This is a genomic window from Microbacterium memoriense, from assembly GCF_025398275.1.
GTDB classification, from domain to species: domain Bacteria; phylum Actinomycetota; class Actinomycetes; order Actinomycetales; family Microbacteriaceae; genus Microbacterium; species Microbacterium memoriense.
Map to the genome: position 1 here is coordinate 117,143 of NZ_JAODOR010000002.1, position 26,391 is coordinate 143,533.

The window sequence follows — 26,391 nt, forward strand, 5'->3', positions numbered from 1 at the left end:
GATCAGGCTTTCGCGTCGGGGCGATGGTCACGGAGCCTCCTCGACGAGCCTGGTGTCGACGAGGCTCGTCAGGTCAGCACCGCCCTTGAGGAGCCCGATCTGAGTTGCGACGTCCTCCACTGACGGCAGGACGGTCTGCAGGTAATCACCAGGGAACACCGTCTTGTTGTCCTCGAGGGAGTAGAACTCCACCCCGTCGAAGGCGGTTTCGAGGGCCTCGACGTCGCTGCCGACGTTCTCCGCGATGATCCCACGCGCCTCGTCTGTGTCGGAACGGTAGAACTCGACCGCGGGACCCCAGGCGTTGACGACCTTCTGGACGATGTCGGGGTGCTCGTCGAGGTAGTCGTTGTCGACGATCAGCACGTCGCTGATGAGGCCGGCGTTTTCTGCCGCCGTATAGATGATCTCGAAGCCGTCCGTTGCTTTGCGTGCTTCTGAGATGTACGGCTCGTATGTCACGGCAGCCGGAACGCTTCCGCCGATCAGCGCGGTCGCCGCTTCTGACGGGTCCATGGGCACCGGAGTGATGTCGTCGAGGCTCAGGCCTGCTTCCCCGAGGGCGTAGCCGAGCAGCAGGTTGCTGACCGACCCCTCCTCGAATGCGACACGTTGACCCGCAAGGTCAGCCACATCCGTGATCGATCCGTCGGTGAGGATCGCGTCTGCCGTGAGCGAGGCGTCGAGCAGAAGCACAATCGAGATGTCGAGTCCCTGCTCGACGAGCTGCAGTGCCGAGTGGCTCGCGACGTTGGCGAGTTGCACACGGTCCGACGCGAAGGCCGCACTCATGTCGGCGTCATTGGTGAAGTTGGTGATGGTCACATCCACGTCTTCGTCACCGAAGTAGCCCTTTTCCTGAGCGATGTACCACGGGCCGTAGCCGAGCCAGGGCTGAATACCCATCGTGACGGAATCGGAGCCGGCGGCGGCGCCGCTGGCGTCGCCACCCGCCGTGCCGGTGCAAGCAGTGAGGGCAAACAGCGAGACGGCGGTGACGCCGGCGAGTGCTGCTGTGCGCAGGGTGCGAGTGGGACGGAGCATGTGAGGTCCTTCCGAGGACTGGTCGGGTGGTTTCGTCTAGCTTCCGGACCCGACTCGCACACAGCAAATAGGGATGAGCGAGACACTACATCAATATTTTTGAAGTAAATCATCGGCAATATCGCCGTAACACATAAGAAACACAGCGCGCGGAGGCTGAACTACCAACCGTAGGAGAGTCGAGGACGCGAATGATGAGCACCCTGTACACCAATGGGCACCTCTATCTGGGCGGCGGCGAGTTCGCGCGGGGTCACGTACTGACCCGCGGCGAGCGGATCGAGAGAGTCGTGCTCGGCGAGGCACCCGACCTCGCAGCCGACGAGGTTATCGACCTTCGAAATGGCACGCTGCTTCCCGGGTTTCAGGATGCGCACGTCCATCCACTCCTCGCCGGCTTGCAGCTCATCGGTATCGACCTGGCGCCCGTCCACGATCGAGGTCAGTACCTACAACGCATCGCGGACTTCGCTCGCGCGAACCCGACCGCCGAGGCGCTGACCGGCGGCGGGTGGTTCGGCGATGTGTTCCCCGGAGGCTTCCCGACGGCCAGCGAGCTCGATACGGTCGTCCCCGATCGACCGGTCGTGCTGTTCAGCCACGACGCGCACGGTGTGTGGGTGAACAGCGCAGCCCTCGTAGCGGCCGGGATCGATTCACGAACGGAAGACCCAGCTGACGGCCGCATCCTTCGCGACGAGAACGGCGAGCCGACGGGGATGTTGCTCGAAAGCGCCGTCGGACTGGTCAGCGCACTCACGCCGGATCCCGATTCGAACGTCCTCGCCGAGGCGCTCCTCGCCGCCCAGCAGCGGCTCCATTCAGTGGGCATCACCGCCTGGCAGGACGCCGCCGTCGGCGTATCCGACATCGGCCCCAACGCGTTGCCCGTCTACGAGGATCTGGACCGTCGGGGCCTCCTGACGGCGCGTGTTGTCCTGGCCCTATGGTGGGACCGGACCCGCGGAATCGAGCAGATCGGCGACTTCGAGGTCACCCGCGATCGACTTGAAGGAAGTCGCCGACTGGATGCGGGCACGGTCAAAGTGATGGTGGACGGCATGGTCGAGAACCGTACCGCGGCGATGCTCGCTCCCTTCGAAGGCTTCGGCGACGATCGCGGCGTCACTTTCGTCCCGGACAACCGACTCGAAGAACTGAGCGTCGCGTTGGATGCCGCGGGTTTCCAGATCCACTATCACGCGGTCGGTGACGCCGCCGTGCGCAGTTGTCTGGACGCGCTGGAAGCGGTCCGCCAGCACAACGGCGTGACCACCCTTCGCCATCACATCGCGCACCTCGACATCGTCGACGAGGTAGACAGCCCCCGCTTCGGAGCGCTTGATGTGAGCGCCAACGTCACCGCACTGTGGGCGCGGATGGACGAAGAGATCGAGACCCGAAAACTGCCGCTTCTGGGAGCAGAACGCGCACGGCGACACTTCCCGTTCGCCGACATCGCCCGGCAGGGCGGACGCATCGTCGGCGGTAGCGACTGGCCTGTGACCGACCCGAACCCGCTATGGTCCGTACGCGCCGCGGTGACTCGCACAGGTGTGCCCGAGGATCCGCACGCGATCGGAGCCCAGGTCTTCACCAACCCCCTGCTCGCGGAGCAGTCGCTCGAACTAGGTCAGGCTCTCGATGCCTACTTGGCGAATGCGGCGCACGTGAACCGACTTGACTCTCAGACGGGTGCTCTGCGGGAGGGAATGCTCGCCGACCTGGTCTGGATCGACCGCAACATCGGAGAGATCAGCGCGCTGGGAAGCGCACGCGTGCGGCGAACGGTCGTCGGCGGCACGCTGGTTTACGACGCAGACTGACGCTCTTCCGTCGCGCCACCCATCAGTCGGGCGACAGCGTGGCGCGCTTCGCCGGCGAAGAGCGCGGCTTTGCGGCTCATCGGGGTCGCGGAAGCGCGTCGAGCGAGGACGATATCCAGCGGGCGCGTCGGCTCGACGATGCTGAGCCGATGAAGCTCGCTCCCCGAGTAGGTGTATCCGAGCTTCGGCTGCTGGTTCAGAAGCGTGAACCCGTGGCCGCTGGCCACCATGGCGCGAACCCCTTCGAAGTTCGCGAAGCGGTAACGCACCGCGGGCCGAAGGCCGTGGTCGGCAAAGGCTTGAAGGAAGTAGTCGCGACTGACGGGGAGATCGAGCAGCACCATGGATTCGTTCACCAGTTCGGAGAGCCGGACGCTCGTGCGCTGCGCCATCGGATGGGTTGCGCCCACCGCCGCGTAGAGCGGCACCTGCGCCAGGACCTCTCGCTCGATATCCCCATCGAGACCGAGATCGTAGGTGAGGGCGATTTCGATCGCCTGATCTTGCAGTGCCTCATTCACCCCGTCGGCGAGCAGTTCGGAGACATCGAGCTGGAGTTCCGGATGGTCTACCTCGAGGGCACTGACGATGCTCGGGAGGTAGAACGGCGCCAGAGTTCGGAAGCAGCCGACGTTGATGCGGCCCGAGGTATTCTCTGGGCGGAGCGCGGCAACTGCGTCATCGACCGCGGCGAGTATCCCGCGGCTGCGTTGCAGGAACTCGACTCCCTGGGTAGTGAGCTGCAACCCTTTCGCGCGGCGCCTGATCAGAAGTTGCGTGCCGAGCGATCTCTCGAGATTGGCGATCGAGGTCGAGATCGCCGACTGCGCGACGAACAGCTCGTCGGCGGCCCACGTCATGCTGCCCTGTTCCGCCGCCGCGACGAAATAGCGCAATTGCGTCAGAGATATGTCTGGTTTATGGGGAGCCCGCACGGATGCCTCGTATTTCGAATTTGTTGCGCTGATATTGCGGAGGTTTCTAGATCTGCATTTTAGATATATATCACCGTCTTCAGCTATTTGCTTGCGCCCGCGCGGTTTCCGAGACTCATGGAGACCCCGCTCCTCAACACGAAGGCCGCAGTGACACGCATGGTTTCCCCCCAGGTCGAATCCACCAGCGACGCCCACCCTGACGCGTTCAACGAAGTGGAGGTGCTCGTGGTCGGCGCCGGCCAGGCGGGCGTCGCAATGAGTGAGCATCTGTCACGGTTCGGCATCCGTCACGTCGTTCTCGAGCGGGGACGGATCGCCGAGCGTTGGCGGTCAGAGCGTTGGGACTCGCTTGTCGCCAACGGGCCCGCGTGGCACGACCGGTTTCCCGGGATGGAGTTTGCGGATGTCGGCCCCGACGGATTCCCGACGAAAGACCAGGTCGCGGGGTACATGAGCGCCTACGCCGAGAAGTTCGCCGCGCCGGTCCGGTGTGGCGTTGACGTCACCAAGGTCCGCCGTGCGGATGGCCGCCGGGGGTTTTTTGTCGAGTCGAGTGAGGGAACGTACCTCGCGGAGTTCGTGGTGTCGGCGACGGGCGCGTTTCAGACGCCCGCCATCCCTCCCCTGATTCCCGCCCAGCCCGGCATCACGCAGATTCATTCGTCGAGCTACCGTAATCCTCATCAGCTTCCGGCCGGCGCCGTCCTCGTGGTCGGGGCCGGGTCGTCCGGCGTACAGATCGCGGCCGAACTGCAACGCTCCGGACGCCAGGTCTATCTCGCAGTGGGTCCACACGATCGCCCGCCGCGCGCCTACCGAGGACGAGACTTCGTCTGGTGGCTCGGAGTGCTCGACAAGTGGGATGCCTCGACTCCTCCGCTGGGCGCCGAACACGTCACCATCGCGGTCAGCGGCGCGGGGGGCGGCCACACTGTCGACTTCCGTGCGCTCGCTACTGAGGGCATCGTCCTCGTCGGCCGGGCGAGCTCGTACGCCGACGGGACGGTCGGCTTCGCAGATGACCTCGCACAGAACATCGCCGCCGGCGACACCAATTACCTCGGACTTCTCGACGAAGCCGACGCCTACGTGACCCGGAACGGGCTCGATCTCCCCGAGGAGCCCGAAGCTCGCATGCTCGCACCAGATCCCGAATGCGTGACCACTCCGATTCGCGAGCTCGACCTCGCGGCGGCGGGCGTCACGTCTATCGTGTGGGCGACGGGCTTCACGTCGGACTACAGCTGGTTGCCGATCGGTACCCTCGATGAGCGAGGGCGCCCGTTGCACCGCCGAGGCGTTTCACCCGAATCGGGCATCTATTTCCTTGGGCTTCCTTGGCAGTCCCGCCGTGGATCGAGCTTCATCTGGGGGGTCTGGCACGACGCCAAGCACGTCGCAGACCATATTTCGATACAGCGCAGCTACGCGGCGTACCGTCCGAACCTCGATTCCGCCGCGGTGACATCGCCTATTACGAGGCTCGAAGCTGTCACCCTGGGAGGGGAGATCGACCGATGAGTTCACATACACGCATCAGACCGTTCAATACCCGCACGACCTACCCCGAGCAGTCTCTCGACAACGACCTCTGCCAAGCTGTCGTGGCGGGAGGTGTCGTTTACCTGCGCGGACAGATCGGGCAGGACCTCGACACTCGTGAGAGCGTCGGCATCGGCGACGTCGAGGCACAGGCGGAGAAGGCGATGGCGAACATCGACATGCTGCTCCGGGAAGCAGGCTCCCGGCTCGAAGATATCGTCAAGATCGTCGTTTATCTCACAGACATCCGGTATCGCGAACCGGTGTACCGGACGATGGGTAGGTGGCTGAAGGGCGTCTATCCGGTTTCCACCGGCCTGGTGGTCGACGCGCTGGCCCGCCCGGAGTGGCTTGTTGAGATCGACGCGACCGCCGTCATCAGCGATCCCGCCGACGATGTCGAGGTCACCCCGTGACACTTTCTCTCGTTGCCCATGACCACGGAGCCTTCGGCATCGTGATTTCCTCTTCAAGTCCCGCCGTCGCGTCGCGGTGCGCGTATCTGCGCCCGGGGGCAGGCGCCGTTGCGACGCAGAACGTGACCAACCCAGCCCTCGGCCCCGTCGCGCTCGACGCCCTCGAAGGCGGCGCGACTGCAGCCGAGGCTCTGGCGGCGGCTCTTGCCACCGAGCATCATCCCGACTATCGCCAGGTCACCATCGTCGACAGTGAGGGCCGCGTCGCGGTGCATTCCGGCGCGCAGGCGCTCGGCATCCACGGTGAGTCCGTCGGCGACGGCTGTGTCGCTGCGGGCAACCTGCTCGATAACGACGGCGTACTCGACGCGATGGTCGCCGGGTTCGAGACGGCGGAAGGTTCGCTCGAGGTACGGCTCATCGCAGCTCTCGAAGCCGCATACCGAGCAGGCGGCGAAGCGGGCCAGTTGCGTTCGGCTGGACTCGCCGTCGTCCAAGGGGTGTCCTGGCGAGTGACCGACCTGCGCGTCGACGACCACGACGACCCCGTCAGCGAGCTCGCCCGTCTTCTCGACCTCTGGCTCCCCCAGAAGGACGACTATCTGACCCGTGCGCTCTCCCCTACTGCCGCGCCATCGTACGGGGTCCCTGGGGACGAGTGATCCATGCCTGACGCAACTGCTGAGTTCAAGTCCCTCGCTGGCGAGGCGATCGTCCGACACCGAGACCTCATCCTCGGCGTCAGTCACGCGCTCCATGCCGATCCCGAGACTGCGTGGGATGAGCACCGCTCCGTTGCGCTGCTTACCGGGACGTTGGAGGATCTCGGGATGTCGGTGAGCCGGGGGGTCGGCGGGCTCGAAACGGCCTTCACCGGCACATTCGGGAAGGGGTCGCGCACGGTGGCCGTCGTTGCGGAGTACGACGCACTCGCAGGGCTTGGTCATGCATGCGGCCACAACATCATCGCGGCGGCGGCGGTGGGGGCGGCCTCCGCACTCATCCCCCTCGCAGACCACCTCGACGCCATCGTCACAGTCGTCGGCACCCCGGCCGAAGAGGGCGGTGGCGGCAAGGTGCACCTCCTGGACGCCGGCATCTTCGACGGTGTCGATCTGGCGATGATGGTCCACCCGGGGCCGGCCGATGCGCTCTACGCTCGCCCGCTCGCAGTCGCCCACTTCGACGTCGAATACACGGGCCGCGAATCGCACGCGTCGGCCTACCCGACGTTGGGTGTCAACGCCGCCGACGCATTCACGATCGCGCAAGTCGCGATCGGACTGCTCCGCCAGCAGCTCCCGCCAACCGTGCGCGTGCACGGAATCGTCCGCGAGGCGGGAACAGCGCCGAACGCAATCCCCGGCTCCGCCTTGGGCAGCTGGTACGTGCGCGCAGAGAACCTCGAAGCCTTGGACGCCGCCTTTCACCGCGTCGTCTCCTGTTTCGAAGCCGGCGCGCACGCGACGGGCTGCCAGGTGGAAATCCGTGAAACCAGCCCACGGTACTCGGAGTTCCGCAACGATGCGGGCCTCGCTCACGCCTTCGCCGCGAACGCGACCCGACTCGGACGAGACATGGACATCACCGAAAGCCGTCCCGGCGGAATGAACACCGCCTCGACCGACATGGGAAATGTGTCCCGGCGGATTCGAGCCATTCACCCGTATCTGAGCATCGACTGCCTCCCCGCCGTGAACCACCAAGCTGCGTTCGCAGACGCGTCGATTCGCGCCGCGGGCGATAAGGCAGCCCTGGACGGAGCACTCCTCATGGCGGAGACGATCATCGATGCCCTCGCCACTTCCCCGACCACAAGCCCGGAGACCGAGCATGCACACGCATTCTGACTGGAAACGCCGCGCGGATACAATCCAGCCCCGTACGCACGCCTTCATCGACGGCGCGTTCGTCGAAGCGGCCGACGGAGCCACGTTTCCTACGATCAATCCCGCCGACGGGTCTGTGCTCGCTCACGTGGCACGGGGACGTGAGGCCGAGATCGACCGGGCTGTCCGTGCGGCGCGGCTCTCTTTCGATTCGGGCGCGTGGTCACGGTCCGCGCCGGGTGAACGCAAACGAGTGCTCCTCGCGATCGCCGACGCGATACGTCAGTCGGCGGATGAGCTCGCGCTGCTCGACAGCCTCGACGGTGGCAAGCTCATCGCTGACACATCGACGATCGACGTACCAGGGAGCGCCGCCATCCTCCAGTGGTATGCCGAAGCCATCGACAAGGTGTACGGCGAGGTTGCTCCCACGAGCGGAAACGACCTCGCCATCGTCACCCGTGAACCGGTCGGTGTGGTGGGCGCCGTTGTCCCATGGAACTATCCCCTCGAGACGGCCATCTGGAAAATCGCGCCGGCCCTCGCGGCGGGTAACAGCGTCGTCCTGAAACCGGCCGAGGAGTCGCCGCTCTCGGCACTCCGGCTAGCCGAGATCGCCACCGACGCGGGACTGCCCGCGGGAGTCCTGAATGTCGTCCCCGGATACGGTCACGAGGCCGGGCAAGCCCTCGGACTCCACCCCGACGTCGACGTCATCGCTTTCACGGGCTCGACGGTCGTGGGGAAGAAGTTCCTGGAGTACTCGAGCCGCTCGAACATGAAGGCCGTGTGGCTGGAATGCGGCGGCAAGAGCGCCAACCTCGTCTTCGCCGATGTCGCTGACCTCGACGCCGTCGTCGACTTCGCACTCGCGGGGATCTTCACCTGCAGTGGCCAGGTGTGCTCGGCCAACTCCCGGCTGTTGGTTGAGCGGTCGATCGCGGAGGACCTCACCGAGCGGATCGCAACTCGTGCGGAGGACATCGTCGTCGGGGATCCTCTCGACCCGGCGACCACGATGGGGCCGCTCGTGAGCGACACGCAGCTGACACGGGTACAGGCTCATATCGACAGCGCGCGTGCCGTCGCTCGTTTGGTGTCCGGAGGCGACGTTCTCCACGGTGATTCTGGTGGTTATTACATCACTCCTACGGTTTTCGCCGACGTCCCCGTGGACAGCGACCTCTGGCGGCAGGAGATCTTCGGTCCGGTGCTCGCGATCACGCCGTTCGACGACGAAGAGGAGGCCATCCGACTCGCCAACGACAGCGACTATGGACTCGCGGCATCCGTGTTCACCGATAACATCCATCGATCGCTTCGGGTCGCTCGCGCGTTGCGCGCGGGAACAGTCTCGGTGAATACGGTCGATGCGCTCGACGTCGTCACGCCGTTCGGAGGCATGAAGCAATCGGGGTTCGGTCGCGATCTGTCCTTGCACGCCTTCGCCAACTACACCGCCCTCAAGACCACCTGGTTCGCGGGCCGCTGAGCCCGCCAGCCGTTAGGAGCCCTCCGTATGCTCTCGCCTCTCGACCGTCTGACTGCTGCCGAGATCGAACTGAACCGCGCGCTCATCCTCGCCGACGGATTCGATGACGAAGCGACCGCCTTCATGCTGGTCAACCTGATCGAGCCCGAGAAAACTCGCGTTCTTGAGGGTTCTGCGGATAGGCGACGTGTCGGCAACGTGCTGCTCGACCGCCGCGATGGTTCGGTCACCGAGGTGACAACGGATCTGACCGCTGGTCTCGTCTCTTCGCGCCGTGTGATCGATGTGACCGAAGAGGGTCAGCCGCCGATCGTGCTCGAAGAGTTCGACCGGATCGAGACTTTGCTGCGAGAGCACGACGGTTGGGTGGCCGCGATGGCGACTCGCGGCATCGAAGATGTGGCACTGGTTCGCATATCGGCACTGTCGGCGGGTCGCTTCGGGCTTCCCGGCGAAGACGGCAAACGCATCGTTCGGTGTTTGTCGTTCCTCCAACTAGACCCCAACGACAACGCCTGGGCGCACCCGATCGATGGAATCGTCGCCTACGTCGACCTCGTGAGCGGCGAAGTGCTGCAGCTCATTGATGACAAGGTGTTCGACGTTCCCCATGCGCGGTACAACTTCCATCGCACGGAAGAGTTGCCGGCCCCGCGAACCACGCAGAAGCCCATCGTGATCACCCAGCCCGAAGGACCGAGTTTCCGGGTCGACGGCGACGTCGTGGAGTGGGAGAAGTGGCGCTTCCGTATCGGCTTCAACCAGGTCGAAGGGCTGACCTTGCACGAGATCGGGTTCACGGACGGTGACCGACACCGGTCGATCCTGTACCGCGCATCCATCGCCGAGATGGTGGTCCCGTACGGTGATCCGAGTCCCGTGCGGTTCTGGCAGAACTACTTCGATGCCGGTGAATACTCCCTTGGCAAGTCGGCGAACTCCTTGCAGCTCGGCTGCGACTGCCTCGGCGAGATCCGATACTTCGACGCGACGATCGCCGCGACGGACGGGCGTCCGCAGACGATCCGGAACGCGATCTGCATGCACGAAGAGGATGCATCGATCCTCTGGAAACACACCGATGAGTATTACCACTCCACCGATGTCCGACGAAACCGTCGGCTCGTCGTCTCCTTCTTCATCACGGTGGGCAATTACGACTACGGCTTCTATTGGTACTTCTACCTCGACGGTCGTATCGAGCTCGAGTGCAAGGCGACGGGCGTCGTGTTCGCTTCCGTGTATCCCGGCGCCCAGCCCGATGGCAGCGACTATCCCTGGGCCTCCGAGATCGCGCCGGGAATCGGTGCTCCGTACCACCAGCATCTCTTCAGCGCGCGCCTCGATGTGATGCTCGATGGGGTAAGCAACGCCGTTGACGAGATCGAGGCTCAGCGGGTTGCTGTCGGTCCGGACAATCCCTACGGGAACGCGTTCACACTCTCGACACGACGACTTGCGACCGAGCGCGACGGTGTGCGCGACGCCGACGGCAAGCGCGGCCGCGCATGGCACGTCGTCAACCCCGAGTCGTGCAACATCGTGGGCAAGCCGGTCGGGTACATCCTGCGTCCGGAAGGACAGCCGAGCCTGCTCGCAGATCCGTCCTCGTCCATTGCACGACGAGCGGCGTTCACGACACACGACCTCTGGGTCACGCGATACGACCCCGCCGAGCGGTATCCGTCAGGCGAGCTGGTCAATCAGAACGACGGGTACGGCACGATCGATCGGTGGATCGAGCGGGATGCCGTAATCGACGGACAGGACATTGTGCTGTGGCACACGTTCGGCCTAACGCATTTTCCCCGTACCGAGGACTGGCCGATCATGCCGGTCGACACGACCGGATTCTCGCTCGTTCCGCATGGATTCTTCGATCGGAACCCCACGCTCGATGTACCTGCCCCTTCCCCTGCGCACGGCGCATGCCACACGGGCGCGGCGAAGTGCGAGTGCGGCCACTGAGTTCGATCAGAAGCAGAGTCCTCGCGCAGCGATCACCGACGGCTGCGACCGCGGATGACGAACGTTGGGCGTCGTCCCGGCCGAAAAGTTCAGTGCGCCGACATCCTGCGGATCACCGCCGCATACGAGTCCAGAACATCGAAGATGCCGCGATGCTGCCAGACCCGCCCGCGGCTTCTGCCCGTCGTCTCGGTGAGCACTCTTCGCTCCATGAGTGAGTCGAGTGCGCGGAGCGCGGTCATCTCACCGAGGCCCAGTGTGTCCTTGAGGTAATTCGCATTCACCGCGGGTTGGCCGACGAGCCTGGGCAAGATTTTCCACGCCGCGGCGTCCGAGCGAATGCCCGCCATCTTCGCGCGCGACTCTTCGAGCTGCTCGACGAGATCGTCCACGAGCTGTGAGCCCGTCGTTGCGGCAATACGGCTCGCGCGGGCGAAGGCGCGGATGATCGGACCGGCGTCGCCGCCGCGAAACTCGCCGAGGGCATCGAAGTAGCGCGGGACGTCGACGAGCAGTCCGGCAGAGATCGGCACGGCGGTCGAACCCACGAGGCCCTTATTGCGCAGGATCGACTGCGCAAGCGCGCGACCGGTCCGGCCGTTGCCATCCGGGAACGGGTGGATCGTCTCGAACTGTGCGTGCGCGACGGCGACCTGCGCAAGCACAGGTACGTCCTGGCGTCCGACAAAGCGGACGAGATCCTCGATCGCCTCGGCAATTCGGTTGTGATGTGGCGCGACGAAGTCAGCTGTGCGCGGGCCAGCCTCCCCCGGTCCGATCCAGACTTGCTCGGTGCGGAATCGGCCGGCGTCATCGGGGCTGAAGCCCGGATGATGAAGCATCAGTGCCTTGTGCATCGCGAGGATGGACTCCTCGCTGATGTCATCGGCTAGTCGGAGCGCGGCCTCCATCGCGCGAACATTACCCACGACCGTGAGCGCGTTTGCTTTGTCACCCTCGTCGATTTCGGCGAGGGCGAGCTGGCGTGCGGACGTCGTCAGCTGCTCGATCTGCGAGCTCGAGGCAGATTCGGTGCGGAGCAGGATCGCGGTCATCGGCCCGAGGGCGGGATTTCCCAGACCCAGTTTGCGCTGCGCATGCTGATCGAACGCGACCAGTCGACGAGTCGCGTCTTCGACGTCCGCCGAATCCTCGCTCGAGATGACGGGCGACCACGTCGCGAGAGAAGCGGTGATGGTTGCCGCGTAAGGTCCGGTCTGTCGCAGCACCTCAGCACGTGAGTGTATTTCGGGCGCACGCGGAGTCCACTCCCAGGTCTCGTACGTTACCGGCTGAACGGGGACAGGACCGGTTGAAGATGAGGACACGAATCGAGTTTACCAACACATAGGAGCCTAAGTGTTGGTAAGCCCGCGTCGGGCTCGCAGATCCGACCCGCGCTCGAAGCACTGACCGCGGACGTCCCGTGCGCCGACCGTCGCCGCTACCACCCCACCCCATGTCCCACGCTCGGCGCCCTAACCGCGGGCCCGGTGGCCACGCTCTTTTCTCGATCCCGCGCTGCCCGCCGCATCTCCGCCTGAGCGGCGCGCACGGCATCCTGCATCGTCAACTCGGGGATGCCGCGCTGCATCGAATCGGCGAGACATTCGCGAGCCGCGGCATCAGTCCGCGCGACGACGATCGCGGAGTTGTGCACTCGCCCGCGGGTGAGCCCGACGTAGAGCCCTGCAGCATCCACATCGGGCCCGACCACCGACGCGTCGGCGGTGTCGCCCTGCACGCCGTGCACCGTCGACGCGTAGGAGAGCTGCACGTGCTCCCGCGCATAGTCGGCCGACACGCGTCGCAGCTCGCCGCTGTCGCCCACCGACACGAGGTCCACGAACTCGACGCGGATGCCGCGTACGATCCACTGCGCACGATTCTCGACGCCGGTGAACTTATCGTTGCGGCGGGTCTGCACGGTGTCGCCGACAAGGAGGCGCTGATCCCCCATCCCCCACGCGGCCACACAAGGATCCAGCTCGCCCTCGTCGACGCGACGCTGCTGGATCGCGTCGTTGATGGCATCGGCCTCAGCGTTGGTGCCGGACACCAACGTGACCCGCTTGCCGCGCGCGTGCCATTCGAAGTAGGCGTCGACCATCCGCTCACGGGCCGCATCATGATGGTCGACCCGCACGATATGGCCGCGCTCGGCGAGCTCGCCCGCGACCACCAGCGCACCGTCGCGATCGCTCGCTTCGCGGAGCCGGAGCGTGAGTGCCGCGTACTCCGGATCGCGGAACCGATGCACCGTGTCGAGCTCCACGGCCGCGTTCGCGTACCGGATCGCCGAGCCCATCGCGCCCGCGTGCCCGACCGGAAGCGCCTGGTGCGGGTCACCGACGAACGCGATTCCCACGCGCTGCTCGAGCGCGAGCTCGACGAGAACGTTTGCCGTCTGCAGTTCGACCATGCCCGCCTCGTCGACCACGATCCGATCGCGAGCGCGCAGCGCGTACTGCGTCGGTCCGGCGTAAACAGCGCCCGTGGCGGGATCAACCTCGCCCACCCGCAGCCGCGTCCACACCAACGCGCCGGCCTGGTCGGCGCCCCACCGATAGCCGTGGTCATCGAGCAGAGCATGAATGCTGGATGCCGCAGCCCCGATCTCGCGGGAGGCCACCGACGCGGCTTTCCGTGTCGGAGCGACAACGACCATCCGCCGCTTCTGCGACCGGAGAGCTGCGAATGCCGTGCGAAGCATCGTCGTCTTGCCGGTGCCGGCGGGGCCGGTGACCGTCACGAGGCCATCGGTCCCGGCGATCGCGCACGCAGCGACGCTCTGTGACGCGTCGAGTACCGAGATGTCTTCGCTTTCTGACAACCGCCGCAGCTCGGCTGGCAAGAGTGAGCGCCCCGTCTGGGCGAGGGCATCGAGGCGTCCGGCGAGGCGGATTTTCGCGCGCACGGTCTCGGTCGCCATGAAGGCTTTCACGTGCGCCGGCGGCTCCTCCCCGACGAGCCGGTAGACCGTCTGTGTCGCGCGGGTCGAGATCTGCGCGATCACCCCGTCGAGTTCTTCACGCGGCGCGACGATGCCGGTGCGTGAGAGAGCACGTGTCGCGCCGGCGCGAAGGTCAAAAGTGCTGAAGCGCCCGCCGCATGACGTGGAGCGGTCGTCCGCGTCGACGATCGCTGCGGCGGCGAGCAGGTCCAGATCGAGCGCGTGCAGCTCGGTCGGAGCGATCGTGATTGGTGCCCGTGCGGCGAGCAAGTGAGGATCGATCGACGCGATCTCGTCGCGGATGCGCAACTGCCACGACACCTCGTCGAGGTCGGCTGGCTTGTTCGGTCGCGCGACCGCCCACGCGCGCCGGTCAATCTGCTGCAGCACCTCGGCGCTCGGCGCCGAACCGCCGTGCGCCGCCGCCCACTCCGCGATCAAACGTGCGCGGTTCGCCTCGATCTGTGATGAGCGGCGCGAGAGCGGTCGGACGGCGCCGGCAAGTTCGGCGATCTCCCCCGCGTCGTCGAGCGTGTACCCGTGGCGAGCGAGCGCGGCGATCCACGCGGGATCGGTGCGGGCGGCGAGCTCACCTTCGGCGTTGACGACGGTGTGCAGTTTCATCGCGACACGCGAATCGAGGTTCGACCACTTGCCGTCCGCGCCGAGCACCTTGATGTTCAGCCACAGGTGACGGTGGATGTGTGGGTCGAGCGCGCGCGATCGGCGATGATGCAGCTCGACCACCTCGATGCGCGTGATCGCTTCACGGATGAGTCCGCCATGCCCGCGCCGTGCGTTGAGCTCGGTCTGCCAAGTGAGGAGGATGCGTTCGCGCAGCCGGTCTTGCAGTCCCTCGAACTCATCCGCGAGCTCCGGATGCAGCAGCGCCGCGAGACTGAACGACTTCGGGTGGTTGAGCGTCCCGTCAAGCAGCAGGTCAGCGTCTGGGCTCAGTCGCTGGTGGCCGCGCTCCTCCCCCGTGATCGGGTCGTATCCGGAGAGCCAGACGCGAAGGCCGCCGGCATTCAGTTGGTCGGTCGTGATGACGCCGTTGTCGACGATGAACCGAGAGACGGTCGAGTCGGATGCCGCACTGTAGGTCTCGAGCGCTTCGGCGCCCGTCGTGGAGGACAGATGGGCGTCGCACGTGCCCTCGAGCGCGTACGCGATGGCGTTCCGAGAACCACGGGATCCGACTCCCCGCTTCCATCGCTCCAGCCCTCCGCGCATGCCGCCAGGGTAGGCTGGTTTTTTGCCGTTATCCAGGTATTTTTACGCGTTGTGGGTAGCTGTAGCGAGGTGGCGCTAAACGGCGCCGCCCACCTCGGGTGCCTGCGTGCATCGTGCATCGTGCATCGTGCCTTTATCTCGCTCGCTTGGCTCTGATCGTTGGGATCGCTTCGTTGGCCTTGCGCTTTGGATCGCTTGGATCGCTTGGATCGCTTGGATCGCTTGGAATGGTCGACCTTCTCGTTCTGGATGATCGCAGTTCGTGCGCGCCGAAGAGTGTAGGCCTGACGCGGTACCGTTCTGCAAGGAGAGTCAGCCGCAATGGGTGCGGGTAATACCGGCAGTGGGAGAAATATGGGCGCCGACATCGAGCTGGTTTCCGACGGAGACGGGATTGCGGTGATCGGCGACCCGAACGACGTCGAGCGCTTTTTCCTCCATTCCGGGCTCGACAGAGCTCCGTCAAAAGGTCTCGACCTACACAAGATGTGGTCCGCCTCGGGTACGGCAGGAGCGGCCGTTCAAATCGGTGCCGACATTGCATCCAACTCCGGACGATGGGTCAAGCTCACTACTGAATCCGCGGAGGCCGTTCGAAAGTACGGGCTGATGGCGACATCCACGCCGGGCGTCAGTCATGCCATGGTGGGCCAGCGAGGCGACATCAAGCAATGGCTCCAGATCGCGCAAGCGCCCTCGATGCTCTTGAGCGGCCCTTTCGCGCTAACTGCACTATCGACGATGATGCAGCAGCGAGCGATGCAGGAGCAGATGGACGAGATCGTCGAGTATCTAGAGATCATCAACGAAAAGGTCGACGACATCCTGCGGGGCCAGAAAGATGCCGTACTCGCGGACATGATCGGTGTAGACCTCATCGTCGAGGACGCCCTCACCGTACGCCACGAGGTTGGGCGGGTCTCCGAAGTGACCTGGTCAAAGGTGCAGGCGACATCCCAAACCCTCGCCCGCACTCAGGCTTATGCGCTCCGAGAGCTCGATGCGATCGCCGAGAAGCTTCAAAGGAAGGCGGGACTCGGTGATATCGCCCGCGCCACGAATGACGCGGGGCCGAGGGTTCTCGAGTGGCTCGCAGTCCTGGCTCGCACATTCCAACTCCAAGACGGAGTTTCGGTCCTCGAACTAGACAGGGTCCTCGACTCCTCGCCCAGTGAACTGGACGCGCACCGCCTCGGGCTTGTCAAGGCCCGGCAGAGCCGCCTAGCGCGGATCGGAAGCAGTACCGCGGCACTGATCGCGCAGATGGAAGACACGGTACAGAAGGCGAACTCGGAGGTACTCTTCAACCCCTTCGATTCGCCGTCCGCCGTCAGGTCGAGTAATCAGATCGCCGTTGAAGTTCACGAATTGCGCCAAAGGCTCGGGATCGAAGCAAGCCACGATCTCGGTCAAGCCAAGCGCTGGGGCGAGGCGGCTGGTGAGGCACTGGAGAGGGTTCGATCGGGTGTAGTCGCCGGCGCCGTGGGTGCGAAGCGTCTCGGCGATCAGACACTAGATCGCGCGACCCAAGCCTTTCGCCCTGTCGACCTCGACGGTGACGGCATCGCCGACCAACCGCGCGCCGCAGCAGCGGCCGAGCAGGCTCGAGCAGCAATGAGAGATGCGGCCGCCGGAGCCGCGGGGGCGGTTAGCAACATGTTCCAGCGAAAGCGGGCGAACGCTCCGCAGGCAAACGAACCGGAAAGCACCGATCCGGACCGTGCTGACTCTTGATCGATCAGCCGCGCGACACGTTATCCAGTTCTGCGCGGCTTCGCGCGCGAATACGACAGTGTCCGGAAAGCTGATCTTGTCCTGACCGCCGAGAGACGAGAGTCCGATGAAGTTCTTCCGCGCGAAAGTGCGACTGTGGCCGCTTGTCGTCGTGCCCCTCCTGCTGGTGGCGGCAGTCGTTGGGGTGGGGTTCAGCGGCGCGCTGAGGCCTTTCACCTTCGCTGGGTTGTTCGGAGGCATCAGCACGCAGAGCTCCGAAGTCGTCAAGTATGTGCTTCCCAAGCAGGAAGTCGCACTGGCGAGCCTCCGCGTTGAAGGACTCGAACGAGCCGACTCTGATGGAAATCTGATGGGCATCCGGATACCCGCCGGAGATCGCACGAAACTCATTCAATACAGTTTCGACGCCAAGATCGGTATCGACGGCTCCGCGGTGACCATCAGCGAGGACGGAGACCACGCGTACACGCTGACAATCCCTGCCTTCATCTTCATCGGGCACAGCAATGAACGCTTCGAAGATCCGATCGAGAGCAACGGCATTCTGAGTTGGTTGAGCGCCGAAATCGAAGACACCGATATGGTCAACACCATCCTCAGTGAGGACAAGAAGGCTAAGTACGTCGCAAACAGCCTGCAGGTACTGAAGGACCAGACGGAAGCGTTCTACGGTTCGATCATCCGGAGCGTTGACAACGAAGCCGACCTGAGTTTCAAGTTCTCGGATTAAGCGCGGCGAACCCCGCGTGCCAGTTTCGGTAGCCTGGCACGCTCTCCGGAACCTAAGTCAGGTCCGACGAGCGTCAGGGCCAACGTGAGCCTCACGCGCGTTCAAATAGTTCCGCCGGTCGCCCACGCCCCTCGACGAGCATCTCCCCTGTGGCACGGAGTCGCGGCGCCATCGCCCGACGGAAAGTGTCCGGGAGTAGCCGCTCCCCTGACACCGCCTCATGCATGAGGCGGAGCTGCCGCATTGTGAACGGCGCCTCGAGAAGTGCAGCGGGATCGGGCGTACCGCGGTAGTCGGTGCGGAGGGCATCGACAGCGAAGGCGACGATCTCGCCGTGGTCGTACTTCAGGTCGGGAAGATCATCTACTCGCGCGAGCTGGTGGCCTTTCGAGATCGGCACGCGGTCTGCCCGAACGACATCGACGTGCGCGACCGAAAGCACCCATCCCCGATCGTCACGCCCAGGCCGGTCGAAGACGTGCAGCTGGCGCGGTCGAAGTCCCTCAACACCGGCCTTCACCCGCAGCGAACGCAACACGGCACCCCGTAGCGTTTCCCCCTCGTGCAGAAACGACCCCGGGAGACGCCACTCGTCGTCTGAACGGCCAGCTCGGACGAGGAGCACCGCGAGCGCGCCGTCGACGACCGTGAGGACCGCCGTGTCGACGGCGACAGAGGGTCGCGGGTAGTCATCCAATCGCCTGCCTGAGCTGTCGCGGTATCCGGTCACGCGTTCAATTTAGCGCACTCTTGCGCAATGTCGGAGGTCCACTGCATACTGCCTTTAGATCACATTCGCGCTAAAAGAAACGAGTTCATCATGAGTGAAGGAATCAAGGGAACGATCCCCTGCGCGCTGTTCGGCGGTCCGCTCGACGGCCAGCTGTACGGCGACCTGCCAGACATCGGCGCCCCCTTCACCGGCGCGACGGTGTCGATCCCCCTCGAGACGGTTTCCGCGCACGCCTTCTACACGTGCCACGGCGATGCCCCCGTTGACGGCTTTTGGCAGTTCTTCTACGAGCGCACCGAATTTCCGGCAACCGCCAGCTGATCGATCTGCCGATCCCCCACCCACCGTTGCCCACCGGCACGAGCGTGTCGGCCAAGAAGAACGAGTGGGATGCCAGCATCCAAGTTGCGCTCGCACGCACGGTCGCCGTGATCGCCCATCGCGGCCAGACCGACAAAGCCGGCGCACCGTATGTCGCGCACGCCGCCCGGGTCGCCGCGCGGTTCGACCCCACGACCCGGCCGCTCGAGCACTGCGCCGGGTGGCTCCACGACGTCGTCGAGGACTCGCCCATGACCATCGACGACCTATGGGCAGCGGGCATTCACCCGAAGGTTCTCGCACTCGTCGCGCTCCTGACGAGGCGTGCAGAGATCTCAACCGACGAGTATTACGCGCGGATCGCGGGCGACCCGCGAGCGCGCGTAGTGAAAGCCGCGGACATCCGCGACAACCTCGATCCCACTCGATTGCAGAAGCTCCATCCGGGCGTCCGAGCCCGACTACGGAACAAGTACGCCCGTGCCAGCGAGGCACTGGGACTGACGATGACAGGAGCGAAGTGATACACCTCACCGCTCAGCAGCTCGACCGCGCCGTCGGAGCGATCGTCGCTTCAGCCGCAGGAGACGCACTCGGCTCGCAATACGAGCTCGGCCCGGCGCATCCCGACACGTTCACCCCGGAATTCGGGGTGGGATGCTTCGGCCACGACCTCGGCGAGTGGACGGACGACACGAGCATGGCCATGCCGATCCTCCAGGTGCTCGCCGCCGGCCGCACGCTCGAGTCGAGCGACGCGCAAGACGAGATCGTCACGCGCTGGCGCGACTGGGCGCGGACAGCGAAGGATGTCGGCACGCAGACCCGTAGCGTGCTCGCGCACCTGCAGACCCCGAGCGCCGCGGCGGCGCGGGCGCGCTCCGAGGAGCTGCACCACGCGACCGCACGGAGTGCCGGGAATGGATCGCTCATGCGTACGGGCCCGGTCGCCCTGGGCTATCTCGACCGCTCCCCCGCGGAACTCGCCGCTGCTGCGGGCGAGATCGCGCGTCTCACCCACTGGGAAGACGACAACGCCGACGCGACCGCGCTGTGGTCTCTCGCGATCCGGCACGCGGTGTTGGCCGGCCGGCTCGACATCCGCGGTGGACTCGAGCTGATCCCCGCCGGGCGGCGCGAGCGATGGAGCGGGCTGATCGACGAGGCACTTACTCCGGCGGCGCATCCGCGCGACTTCCGTCAGGGCAACGGGTGGGTGGTGCGGGCATTCCAGGCAGCGCTTTCGGCGATCGCGGGGGCAACCTCGCTACGCGATGCCCTGGAGCGGGCGGTGCGTGGTGGGGGCGACACCGATACGGTCGCCGCGATCGCGGGTTCGCTCGCGGGTGCACTCCACGGCGCCACCGCGCTTCCACTGTCGTTCACGCGAGTGTTGCACGGCTGGCCGGGGCTCCGCGCCGACGACCTCACCCGCCTCGCCGTGCTCGCGGCACGCCGCGGCGAACCCGATCGCGAAGGGTGGCCGCTCGCCGAGCGCGCGACCGTGTATCCGCAGAGTGACTTTCTGTTCCGGCATCCGCATGACGACGGAGTATGGATCGGATCGCTCGCCGCTCTCGATCGTCTGCCTGCCGAGGTGGATGCCGTCGTTTCGCTCTGCCGCATGGGGACGGGCCAGGTGCCCGGCGACATCGAGAGCGTGCCGGTGTGGTTGATCGACCAGGAGGGCCGCAATGACAATCTCGACGTCGTGCTGCGCGAAGCAGCGGATGCCGTCGCGACCCTGCGCGCCGAGGGCAAGGTCGTGTTCCTGCACTGCGCGGAGGGTCGCAGCCGCACATCCGCAGTCGCCGCGCTGTACGGCGTGCGCCATCACGAGATCCCACTGGGGCAGGCGTGGGACGACGTACGCAGCACGCTGCCGGGTTTCGCGCCGCAGCCGTTTCTGCGCGAGGCGGTCGAGCGCGTTGTCGGAGACGCGGGTCAGCGCCCCCGAGTCGATCCCTGAGCGGGAGTCTCCTCGAGGCCGAGGTCGCTCAGCATCGCTGCGACGACGCTCCACGACGTGGTCGACCTCGCGTCACCCGGAAGGGTGTTCACCATCCGGAGGATCCCGTCGCGCAGCATCCGTTCCTCGGCCAACAGTCCGTCGTTGTAGCTGGTGTCGAGCAGATAGGAGTGCGAGTCGCTCGCGAACGCAAGCACGGCGTCGAGGAAGATCTCCAGGCGCCGGGCGGATGCCGCGAAATCGGGCTCGGGAGCGGCTGGCGCGAACGGCACGAAGTCGAGCTCGCTGAGCAGCTCACGATCGAGAGGGTCGTCTCTGAGTGTCAGAACCGTGCCGACCCCACGCAGCTTCGCGCCCGAGGACTCCATCGCTCGGCGGACGTCGTGGATGATCTCGTGGAAGTGGTCATCGCTCATCCCGAAGCCGACGAACAGCACATGGCGCGTCATCAGGGTCGCCTTGACGATGCTGCTGAGCGCAGCTCTTTCGGTGTGGAACCCGAGGTAGTCCGAGCGAGTGAGCACGATCGAGGTCGGATCGTCCACCGTGCCGTGGAGTTTCAGCAACCAGCGGTCCTGATCCACGTCGAGCGGCACCGCGCTGGGGATCGTCCGCCGCGGCAGCCCACCGTCTTCGGCTGCTTTCTCGAACAGCCTGTCGTAGTTGAGCGTGATCGCCTGCTCGCTCTCGAGCGCGGCCAGCAGTGCGGGCGCGAGCCCGTAGCGCTCGACGTCCGTGATGTCGGCGATCGCGCGGACGAATGTGAGTGGATCCTCGGGTGAGCGTGCACCAATCGCTTGGCGGACGAAGGTCGCCTGGTCGAGCACATCCCGCGCTTCGTCGAGGAGCGCCGCGCGGATATCGGCATCCAGACCCGCACGATCCGCCAGTTGCTCGATGAGCTGCGCCCAGGTCGGTGCCCCCGCGCTCACGCTGACGCCGGCACCCATGAACGGCACGAGCCGCCCGTGGCGCGCGAGGTCGCCCAGGCGGTGAGCGTGTGCCATCTTGGCGGGGCTGAGCTCCGGCCAGGCATCAATTCCCGACGACTTCCGGAGTTGCTGCGCGAGCGCGTAGGCCTTCTGGCCATCCTTAAGGACGATCGCGATGTCGACTTCGAACTCTTCAACGAGGATCCGTGCTTCATCGAGGATCATGCGGATGACGTCGCCCTTGTGGAGATTTCCTCCCCCGCGGCCGAAGCCGATGGGTGGCATCGCGAGCAGCGGGCGGGGACGGTCGCCTGTGGGACGAGAGCGTGCGATCGGCGCTGCCGCTTCGACGAACGCACGGATGCGGGGACGGAAGTCGTCAGCCGTCTTCACGCCGGAGAACGGCACGGCCGTGAGAAAGGGGATCGGTTCAGGCGCGTCACCGCGCGGCCAGACCGGAATCGCGAACACCTGTTCGGCTTCGAAGGCGGCACGATCCGTTGCCTTGAGTCGCTGCGGCGCATCGGGGATCTCCACTTCCCAGCGCCCGCCGGGACGCAACCGCTTGTCGGTGGTCTGCATCCATGCCGAGCACGCGAGGTTTCTGAGGTTTCCACGGATGACGAAGACGTGGCCGGGGTTGGTAGTACTCACCGCCGCATTCTTGCAGGGCTGTTCGATTAGCCCAGCAATTGGACGCCCAAAAGTTCCCAACAGGAGCCAGACGGGCCCGCACGGGGAACCAATGTCGGAGGCACGGTGTGTCCTGATCGACTGGCCATTTGCCGGTGGCGCATACCTGGGGTGTGTGCCTCGAATGACCGAAAGGCTCTGTCGTGTCCGACAGCAACAACATCTCGTCCACGCTCCCGCCGGCCGGGTGGTACCCCGACCCGCACGGCGGCAGCGCACAGCGGTACTGGGATGGGGCCCAGTGGGCTGCCGCGGATGCCACCCCCGCGAGCATCGCGGCGGCGGATACTGTCCGCCGCCTGCCGAAGCTGAAGTGGTGGCACTGGACGCTCATCGTGATCGGCGTGCTGGTGGTCGTGAGCATCATCATCGGCGGCATCAACGGGGGACGCGACTCAGCCCGGTCGGCCGCCGGGACCACGCCGAGCGGTGCGGCGAGTGCAGCACCGACGAAAGAGGCTGTGGAAGAGGTGAAGACGGTCGTGGTACCCGACATGGTCGGGTCGACCGTCGCGGAGGCACGCGGAATGCTCGATGCCGTCGGCCTCAGTCTCACCGCAAGCGATGCAGGCGATGACTGGGTTGTCACGGCGCAGCAGCCGGGAGCCGGCTCACACCCCGCCGAGGGCCTCGAACTGAGCATCACCAGCGAGGCGCCGAAGCCGGTGTACACGCTGGAGCAGGAGAATGCGCTCGGAGCTGCGCGCTCCTATCTCGACCTCACCGGCTTCTCCCGGCAGGGCCTGATCGACCAGCTGTCGAGCGAGTACGGCTCGGGCTTTCCGATCGATGTCGCCACCTGGGCGGCTGATGCTGTCGGAGCCGACTGGAACGCGGAGGCGGTCGAGTCCGCTCAGTCCTACCTTGATATGACCTCATTCTCGCGGCAGGGGCTGTACGACCAACTAACCAGCCAGTATGGCGGCCAGTTCACCCCGGACGAGGCGAATCAGGCGCTCACCGCCGTCGGATACTGACGGCCCGACCAGGTCCGGGCGGCCGTTGTCTAGAGCAACGGCCGCCCGCGCCCAGTCTGGGCCTGCGTATCACGTCTCAATCCTCATGATCCGCTACTGTCCAACTGTCACGGCGCTCGCGGAACCCGCACGACACTGTCCTCTCGGAAGGCTCCCTTTTGTTCACCCTCTCTGACGGCGCTCTCGTCACCTCGGCCAGCGACCTCACCACGGCATCGAAGTGCGAGTTCGCGTTCCTTCGCAAGCTCGATCAGCTACGCGGTCGCATCGACAAGCTCGTCGTCAATGAAGACAAGCTGATGAACCGCACCGCTGCGCTGGGCGACGAACACGAACTGCGCGTACTCCGTCAGTACCGCGCCGAATTCGGTACAGGCGTGCGCGAGTTCGCGCGACCTGACCCGCTCAACCGCGAATCAATGAGCGCGGCGGCCGCGCTCAGCGCCCAAGCCTTCGAAGACGGCGCCGACGTCGTGTTCCAGGCGACCATGTTCGAAGAAGATGCGACTACCGGCACCGCATTCGTGGGTTTCGCCGACTTCATCACTCGTCAAGCAGACGGTCATTACCGGGTGGAGGACACCAAGCTCGCACGTTCCGACAAGGTCACCGCGGTCCTCCAGCTCGCCGCCTACGTTGACGTCCTCGAGCGCCAGGGCATCACGGTCGACGACACAGTATCGCTTCTGTTGGGCGATGGAACCCCGTCGCCGCACCTGGTCCAGGATCTCCTGCCCGTCTACCGTTTGCGGCGATTGCGTCTGCTCGAGCTCTTGCGGATCCGCGATGACGAGGGGTCCGACGGCTCCCCCGTGAGGTGGGGTGACGAGCGCTTCTCGATATGTGGAGCCTGCGACCATTGCGAAGCCGAGATCGAGGCGCAGCGCGACGTGCTTCTGGTCGCGAACCTTCGCCGTTCGCAACGTGAGCGGCTTGCGAGGGCTCGCATTCGAACGATCGACCAGCTCGGCGAGAGCACCGGAAGCGTCGAAGGTATCGGCGCGCGAACCCTCGAGAACCTTCGTGCGCAGGCGCGGCTTCAGATGAAGGCAGTGAAAGGTGAGGCGCCGCCCTACGAGGTGACCTCGGCGGCACCGATCCTCGCGCTGCCTGCGCCAGACCCCGGAGACATCTTCTTCGACTTCGAAGGCGACCCGCTCTACACGGACGACGCGGGCCGCGAGTGGGGCCTGGACTACCTGTTCGGGCTCATCGAGGCGGACGGCACGTTCCGGGCGTTCTGGGCGCACGACTTCGCCGAAGAGGGTCGTGCACTCCGCGACTTTCTCGACTACGTGACGGCGCGACGCGCGCAGCATCCGAACATGCACATCTATCACTACGCGTCGTACGAGCGCACGCACCTGGCGCAGTTGGCGATCCGGCACGGATACGGCGAAGACATCGTCGACGATCTCTTTCGTCGCCACGTGCTGGTCGATCTATACGCGACTGTGCGAGGCGCTCTTCGAGTGGGGTCTCCGTCCTACTCGATCAAGAAGCTCGAGCCGCTCTACATGGGAGCCGACTTGCGTGACGAAGAAGGAGTGACGAATGCAGGCGACTCGATCGTCGAGTATGCCGAGGCGGTCGAGCTTCGAGACCTTGAACACTTTGAGGGGTACCAGCAGAAACTCGACAAGATCGCCGAGTACAACGAGTACGACTGTCGCTCGACGCTCGCCCTACGTGACTGGCTGCGATCGCTCGCTCCGGATGCCTCGACGAGGGTGGATGCCGATGAAGCGGTCGAGCGCGCTGAGCCGACGCTGAGCGCGCTGGCGGTTGAGGAGACAACGCTCTCCGAGTCGCTCCAGCAACTGGCCGGCGACCCTCTGACGGTCCAAGACGATCCGTCGCGCTTCGCGGCGGCGCTCGCCGCGGCCGCCGTCCGATACTACGGCCGGGAAGACAAGAAGGGCTGGTGGGAGCACTTCGCCCGTCTGCTCGAGCCCATCGACGAATGGGCCGACGACCGCGACGTGCTCGCAATCCATGGCGTCGAGGTCGTGCAGGACTGGCACCGCGAGACTCCGCGGCAGAACCTCCGGCGCACTCTTCGCCTCACTGGCGCTGCAGGACCGGGCTCGAAGTTCAAGGCATCCGATCAGGTCAACGCCCGTCTCGTCTACGAGAGCGACAGCGATGCTCCCCGCACCGAGCGTGACGACCCCCGCGCCCGCCCGGCACACGAGGCGACCATCACGGAGGTCGAGGATGACGCCGCAGACGACGTGGTGATCGTGCGCGAGGTGCTCCGACGCGGCGAAGAACCGTACTCGGCGCTGCCGATCGCGATCGTTCCGGGTGGGCCGATCGCAGTCGTCGCCCAACGGAACGCAATCCTCGAGTGGGCCCGGCGCATGCTGGCTACCTACCCCGACGTGCCGCAAGATCCCGCGGGCGACATCCTGCTCCGCCGACACCCTCGCACTCAATCCGGCCACCTCACCCCCGTCGAGGTGCTTGATTCCACCACACTCGCCGCCGCCATCCGTGATGTCGACCGCTCGTACCTCGCGGTGCAAGGACCTCCCGGCACCGGTAAGACACACACCGGCGCCCACGCGATCGCCGAGCTCGTGCGCAAGGGCTGGAAGGTTGGTGTCACTGCGCAGTCTCACGCCGTCATCGATAATCTGCTCAGCGGCATCGTCAACGCGGGTGTGGACCCTGCGCTGCTCGTCCATGTGTCCGGAGACCGGCCGGCTCCCTACGAATCGATCGAGTCCGCGAAGATCTCCGCGTGGGCAGGCGCCCAGCCCAGTGGCTATGTCATCGGCGCGACCGCCTGGGCGTTCTCGAACGAGAAGCAGATCGCACGACAGCAGCTCGATCTGCTCGTCATCGATGAGGCCGGACAGTTCTCCCTCGCCAACACGATCGCGGTATCGCTCAGCGCCCAGCGCGTGCTGCTGCTCGGCGACCCACAGCAACTGCCTCAGGTGTCGCAGGGCACTCACCCGCAGCCGGTCGACGAATCAGCGCTCGGCTGGATCGCCGACGGTGCGAGCGTGTTACCGCCCGAACTCGGATACTTCCGGGGCTTGACCCCTGATCT

At 65.5% G+C, this 26,391-nt stretch carries 20 protein-coding genes; 14 read left to right on the forward strand and 6 right to left on the reverse strand.

Going from position 1 to position 26,391, the window contains the following annotated elements; all coding sequences use genetic code 11:
- Window positions 1-27 precede the first annotated feature (27 nt).
- Window positions 28-1,044, reverse strand: coding sequence for an ABC transporter substrate-binding protein (locus tag N4R40_RS01560; protein WP_261605613.1), 1,017 nt, complete (start codon window positions 1,042-1,044; stop codon window positions 28-30).
- A 194-nt stretch (window positions 1,045-1,238) separates the two neighbouring features.
- On the opposite strand from N4R40_RS01560, the gene N4R40_RS01565 reads away from it, so the two are divergent.
- The gene (locus N4R40_RS01565; RefSeq protein ID WP_261605614.1) at window positions 1,239-2,870 is read left to right on the forward strand and encodes an amidohydrolase; all 1,632 of its coding nucleotides are present in this window, start codon (window positions 1,239-1,241) and stop codon (window positions 2,868-2,870) included.
- Here N4R40_RS01565 and N4R40_RS01570 read toward each other — a convergent pair.
- Window positions 2,855-4,003: a LysR family transcriptional regulator gene (locus N4R40_RS01570; protein WP_261605615.1), complete on the reverse strand. Its 1,149-nt coding sequence runs from the start codon at window positions 4,001-4,003 to the stop codon at window positions 2,855-2,857. The two genes, N4R40_RS01565 and N4R40_RS01570, sit on opposite strands and share 16 nt — an antisense overlap.
- Between N4R40_RS01570 and N4R40_RS01575 the strand changes: the two genes are divergently transcribed.
- The 6 genes from N4R40_RS01575 to N4R40_RS01600 are packed head-to-tail and all read left to right on the forward strand — an operon-like array spanning window position 3,965 to window position 11,055.
- Window positions 3,965-5,329 carry a flavin-containing monooxygenase gene (locus N4R40_RS01575; RefSeq protein WP_261605616.1) on the forward strand — a complete coding sequence of 455 codons (1,365 nt, stop codon included), beginning with the start codon at window positions 3,965-3,967 and terminating at the stop codon, window positions 5,327-5,329. The two genes, N4R40_RS01570 and N4R40_RS01575, sit on opposite strands and share 39 nt — an antisense overlap.
- Entirely contained in the window at window positions 5,326-5,766 is a 441-nt protein-coding gene (locus N4R40_RS01580) for a RidA family protein (RefSeq protein ID WP_261605617.1), read from the forward strand. Before N4R40_RS01575 ends, N4R40_RS01580 begins: the two co-directional genes overlap by 4 nt.
- Window positions 5,763-6,428, forward strand: a complete 666-nt coding sequence (locus N4R40_RS01585) for a DUF1028 domain-containing protein (RefSeq protein ID WP_261605618.1) — start codon at window positions 5,763-5,765, stop codon at window positions 6,426-6,428. Before N4R40_RS01580 ends, N4R40_RS01585 begins: the two co-directional genes overlap by 4 nt.
- Before the next feature lie 3 nt (window positions 6,429-6,431).
- Window positions 6,432-7,616 carry a M20 family metallopeptidase gene (locus N4R40_RS01590; protein WP_261605619.1) on the forward strand — a complete coding sequence of 395 codons (1,185 nt, stop codon included), beginning with the start codon at window positions 6,432-6,434 and terminating at the stop codon, window positions 7,614-7,616.
- Entirely contained in the window at window positions 7,600-9,087 is a 1,488-nt protein-coding gene (locus tag N4R40_RS01595; protein ID WP_261605620.1) for an aldehyde dehydrogenase, read from the forward strand. Before N4R40_RS01590 ends, N4R40_RS01595 begins: the two co-directional genes overlap by 17 nt.
- A gap of 27 nt (window positions 9,088-9,114) precedes the next feature.
- Complete coding sequence (locus tag N4R40_RS01600; protein ID WP_261605621.1) at window positions 9,115-11,055, forward strand: primary-amine oxidase; 1,941 nt, start codon at window positions 9,115-9,117, stop codon at window positions 11,053-11,055.
- Between the two features lie 89 nt (window positions 11,056-11,144).
- Here the strand turns inward: N4R40_RS01600 and N4R40_RS01605 are convergent, their stop codons facing one another.
- Window positions 11,145-12,284 carry a Fic family protein gene (locus N4R40_RS01605; RefSeq protein ID WP_315902480.1) on the reverse strand — a complete coding sequence of 380 codons (1,140 nt, stop codon included), beginning with the start codon at window positions 12,282-12,284 and terminating at the stop codon, window positions 11,145-11,147.
- Window positions 12,285-12,499: 215 nt separating this feature from the next.
- Window positions 12,500-15,241: an AAA family ATPase gene (locus tag N4R40_RS01610; protein WP_261605622.1), complete on the reverse strand. Its 2,742-nt coding sequence runs from the start codon at window positions 15,239-15,241 to the stop codon at window positions 12,500-12,502.
- Window positions 15,242-15,595: 354 nt separating this feature from the next.
- On the opposite strand from N4R40_RS01610, the gene N4R40_RS01615 reads away from it, so the two are divergent.
- Window positions 15,596-16,975, forward strand: coding sequence for a hypothetical protein (locus N4R40_RS01615; protein ID WP_261605623.1), 1,380 nt, complete (start codon window positions 15,596-15,598; stop codon window positions 16,973-16,975).
- A gap of 106 nt (window positions 16,976-17,081) precedes the next feature.
- Entirely contained in the window at window positions 17,082-17,705 is a 624-nt protein-coding gene (locus N4R40_RS01620) for a hypothetical protein (protein ID WP_261605624.1), read from the forward strand.
- Between the two features lie 91 nt (window positions 17,706-17,796).
- Here the strand turns inward: N4R40_RS01620 and N4R40_RS01625 are convergent, their stop codons facing one another.
- A complete protein-coding gene (locus N4R40_RS01625) occupies window positions 17,797-18,435 on the reverse strand; it encodes an NUDIX hydrolase (protein ID WP_261605625.1) in 639 nt (212 codons plus the stop codon).
- 90 nt (window positions 18,436-18,525) lie between these two features.
- On the opposite strand from N4R40_RS01625, the gene N4R40_RS01630 reads away from it, so the two are divergent.
- From N4R40_RS01630 to N4R40_RS01640, 3 genes are read left to right on the forward strand one after another with little or no spacing between them, the layout of a single operon-like run.
- A complete protein-coding gene (locus N4R40_RS01630) occupies window positions 18,526-18,759 on the forward strand; it encodes a hypothetical protein (RefSeq protein WP_261605626.1) in 234 nt (77 codons plus the stop codon).
- Between the two features lie 26 nt (window positions 18,760-18,785).
- Window positions 18,786-19,283: an HD domain-containing protein gene (locus N4R40_RS01635; RefSeq protein ID WP_261605627.1), complete on the forward strand. Its 498-nt coding sequence runs from the start codon at window positions 18,786-18,788 to the stop codon at window positions 19,281-19,283.
- On the forward strand, window positions 19,280-20,728 hold the full coding sequence (locus tag N4R40_RS01640; RefSeq protein ID WP_261605628.1) for an ADP-ribosylglycohydrolase family protein: 1,449 nt from the start codon (window positions 19,280-19,282) through the stop codon (window positions 20,726-20,728). The genes N4R40_RS01635 and N4R40_RS01640 overlap by 4 nt, the downstream gene beginning before the upstream one ends.
- Here N4R40_RS01640 and N4R40_RS01645 read toward each other — a convergent pair.
- Window positions 20,704-22,314 carry an SIR2 family NAD-dependent protein deacylase gene (locus N4R40_RS01645; protein ID WP_261605629.1) on the reverse strand — a complete coding sequence of 537 codons (1,611 nt, stop codon included), beginning with the start codon at window positions 22,312-22,314 and terminating at the stop codon, window positions 20,704-20,706. The genes N4R40_RS01640 and N4R40_RS01645 overlap by 25 nt on opposite strands.
- A 182-nt stretch (window positions 22,315-22,496) precedes the next feature.
- On the opposite strand from N4R40_RS01645, the gene N4R40_RS01650 reads away from it, so the two are divergent.
- Both N4R40_RS01650 and N4R40_RS01655 read left to right on the forward strand, forming a co-directional pair.
- Window positions 22,497-23,330: an Ltp family lipoprotein gene (locus N4R40_RS01650; protein WP_261605630.1), complete on the forward strand. Its 834-nt coding sequence runs from the start codon at window positions 22,497-22,499 to the stop codon at window positions 23,328-23,330.
- 158 nt (window positions 23,331-23,488) lie between these two features.
- On the forward strand, window positions 23,489-26,391 hold a 2,903-nt coding region (locus N4R40_RS01655), incomplete at its 3' end, for a TM0106 family RecB-like putative nuclease (RefSeq protein ID WP_261605631.1).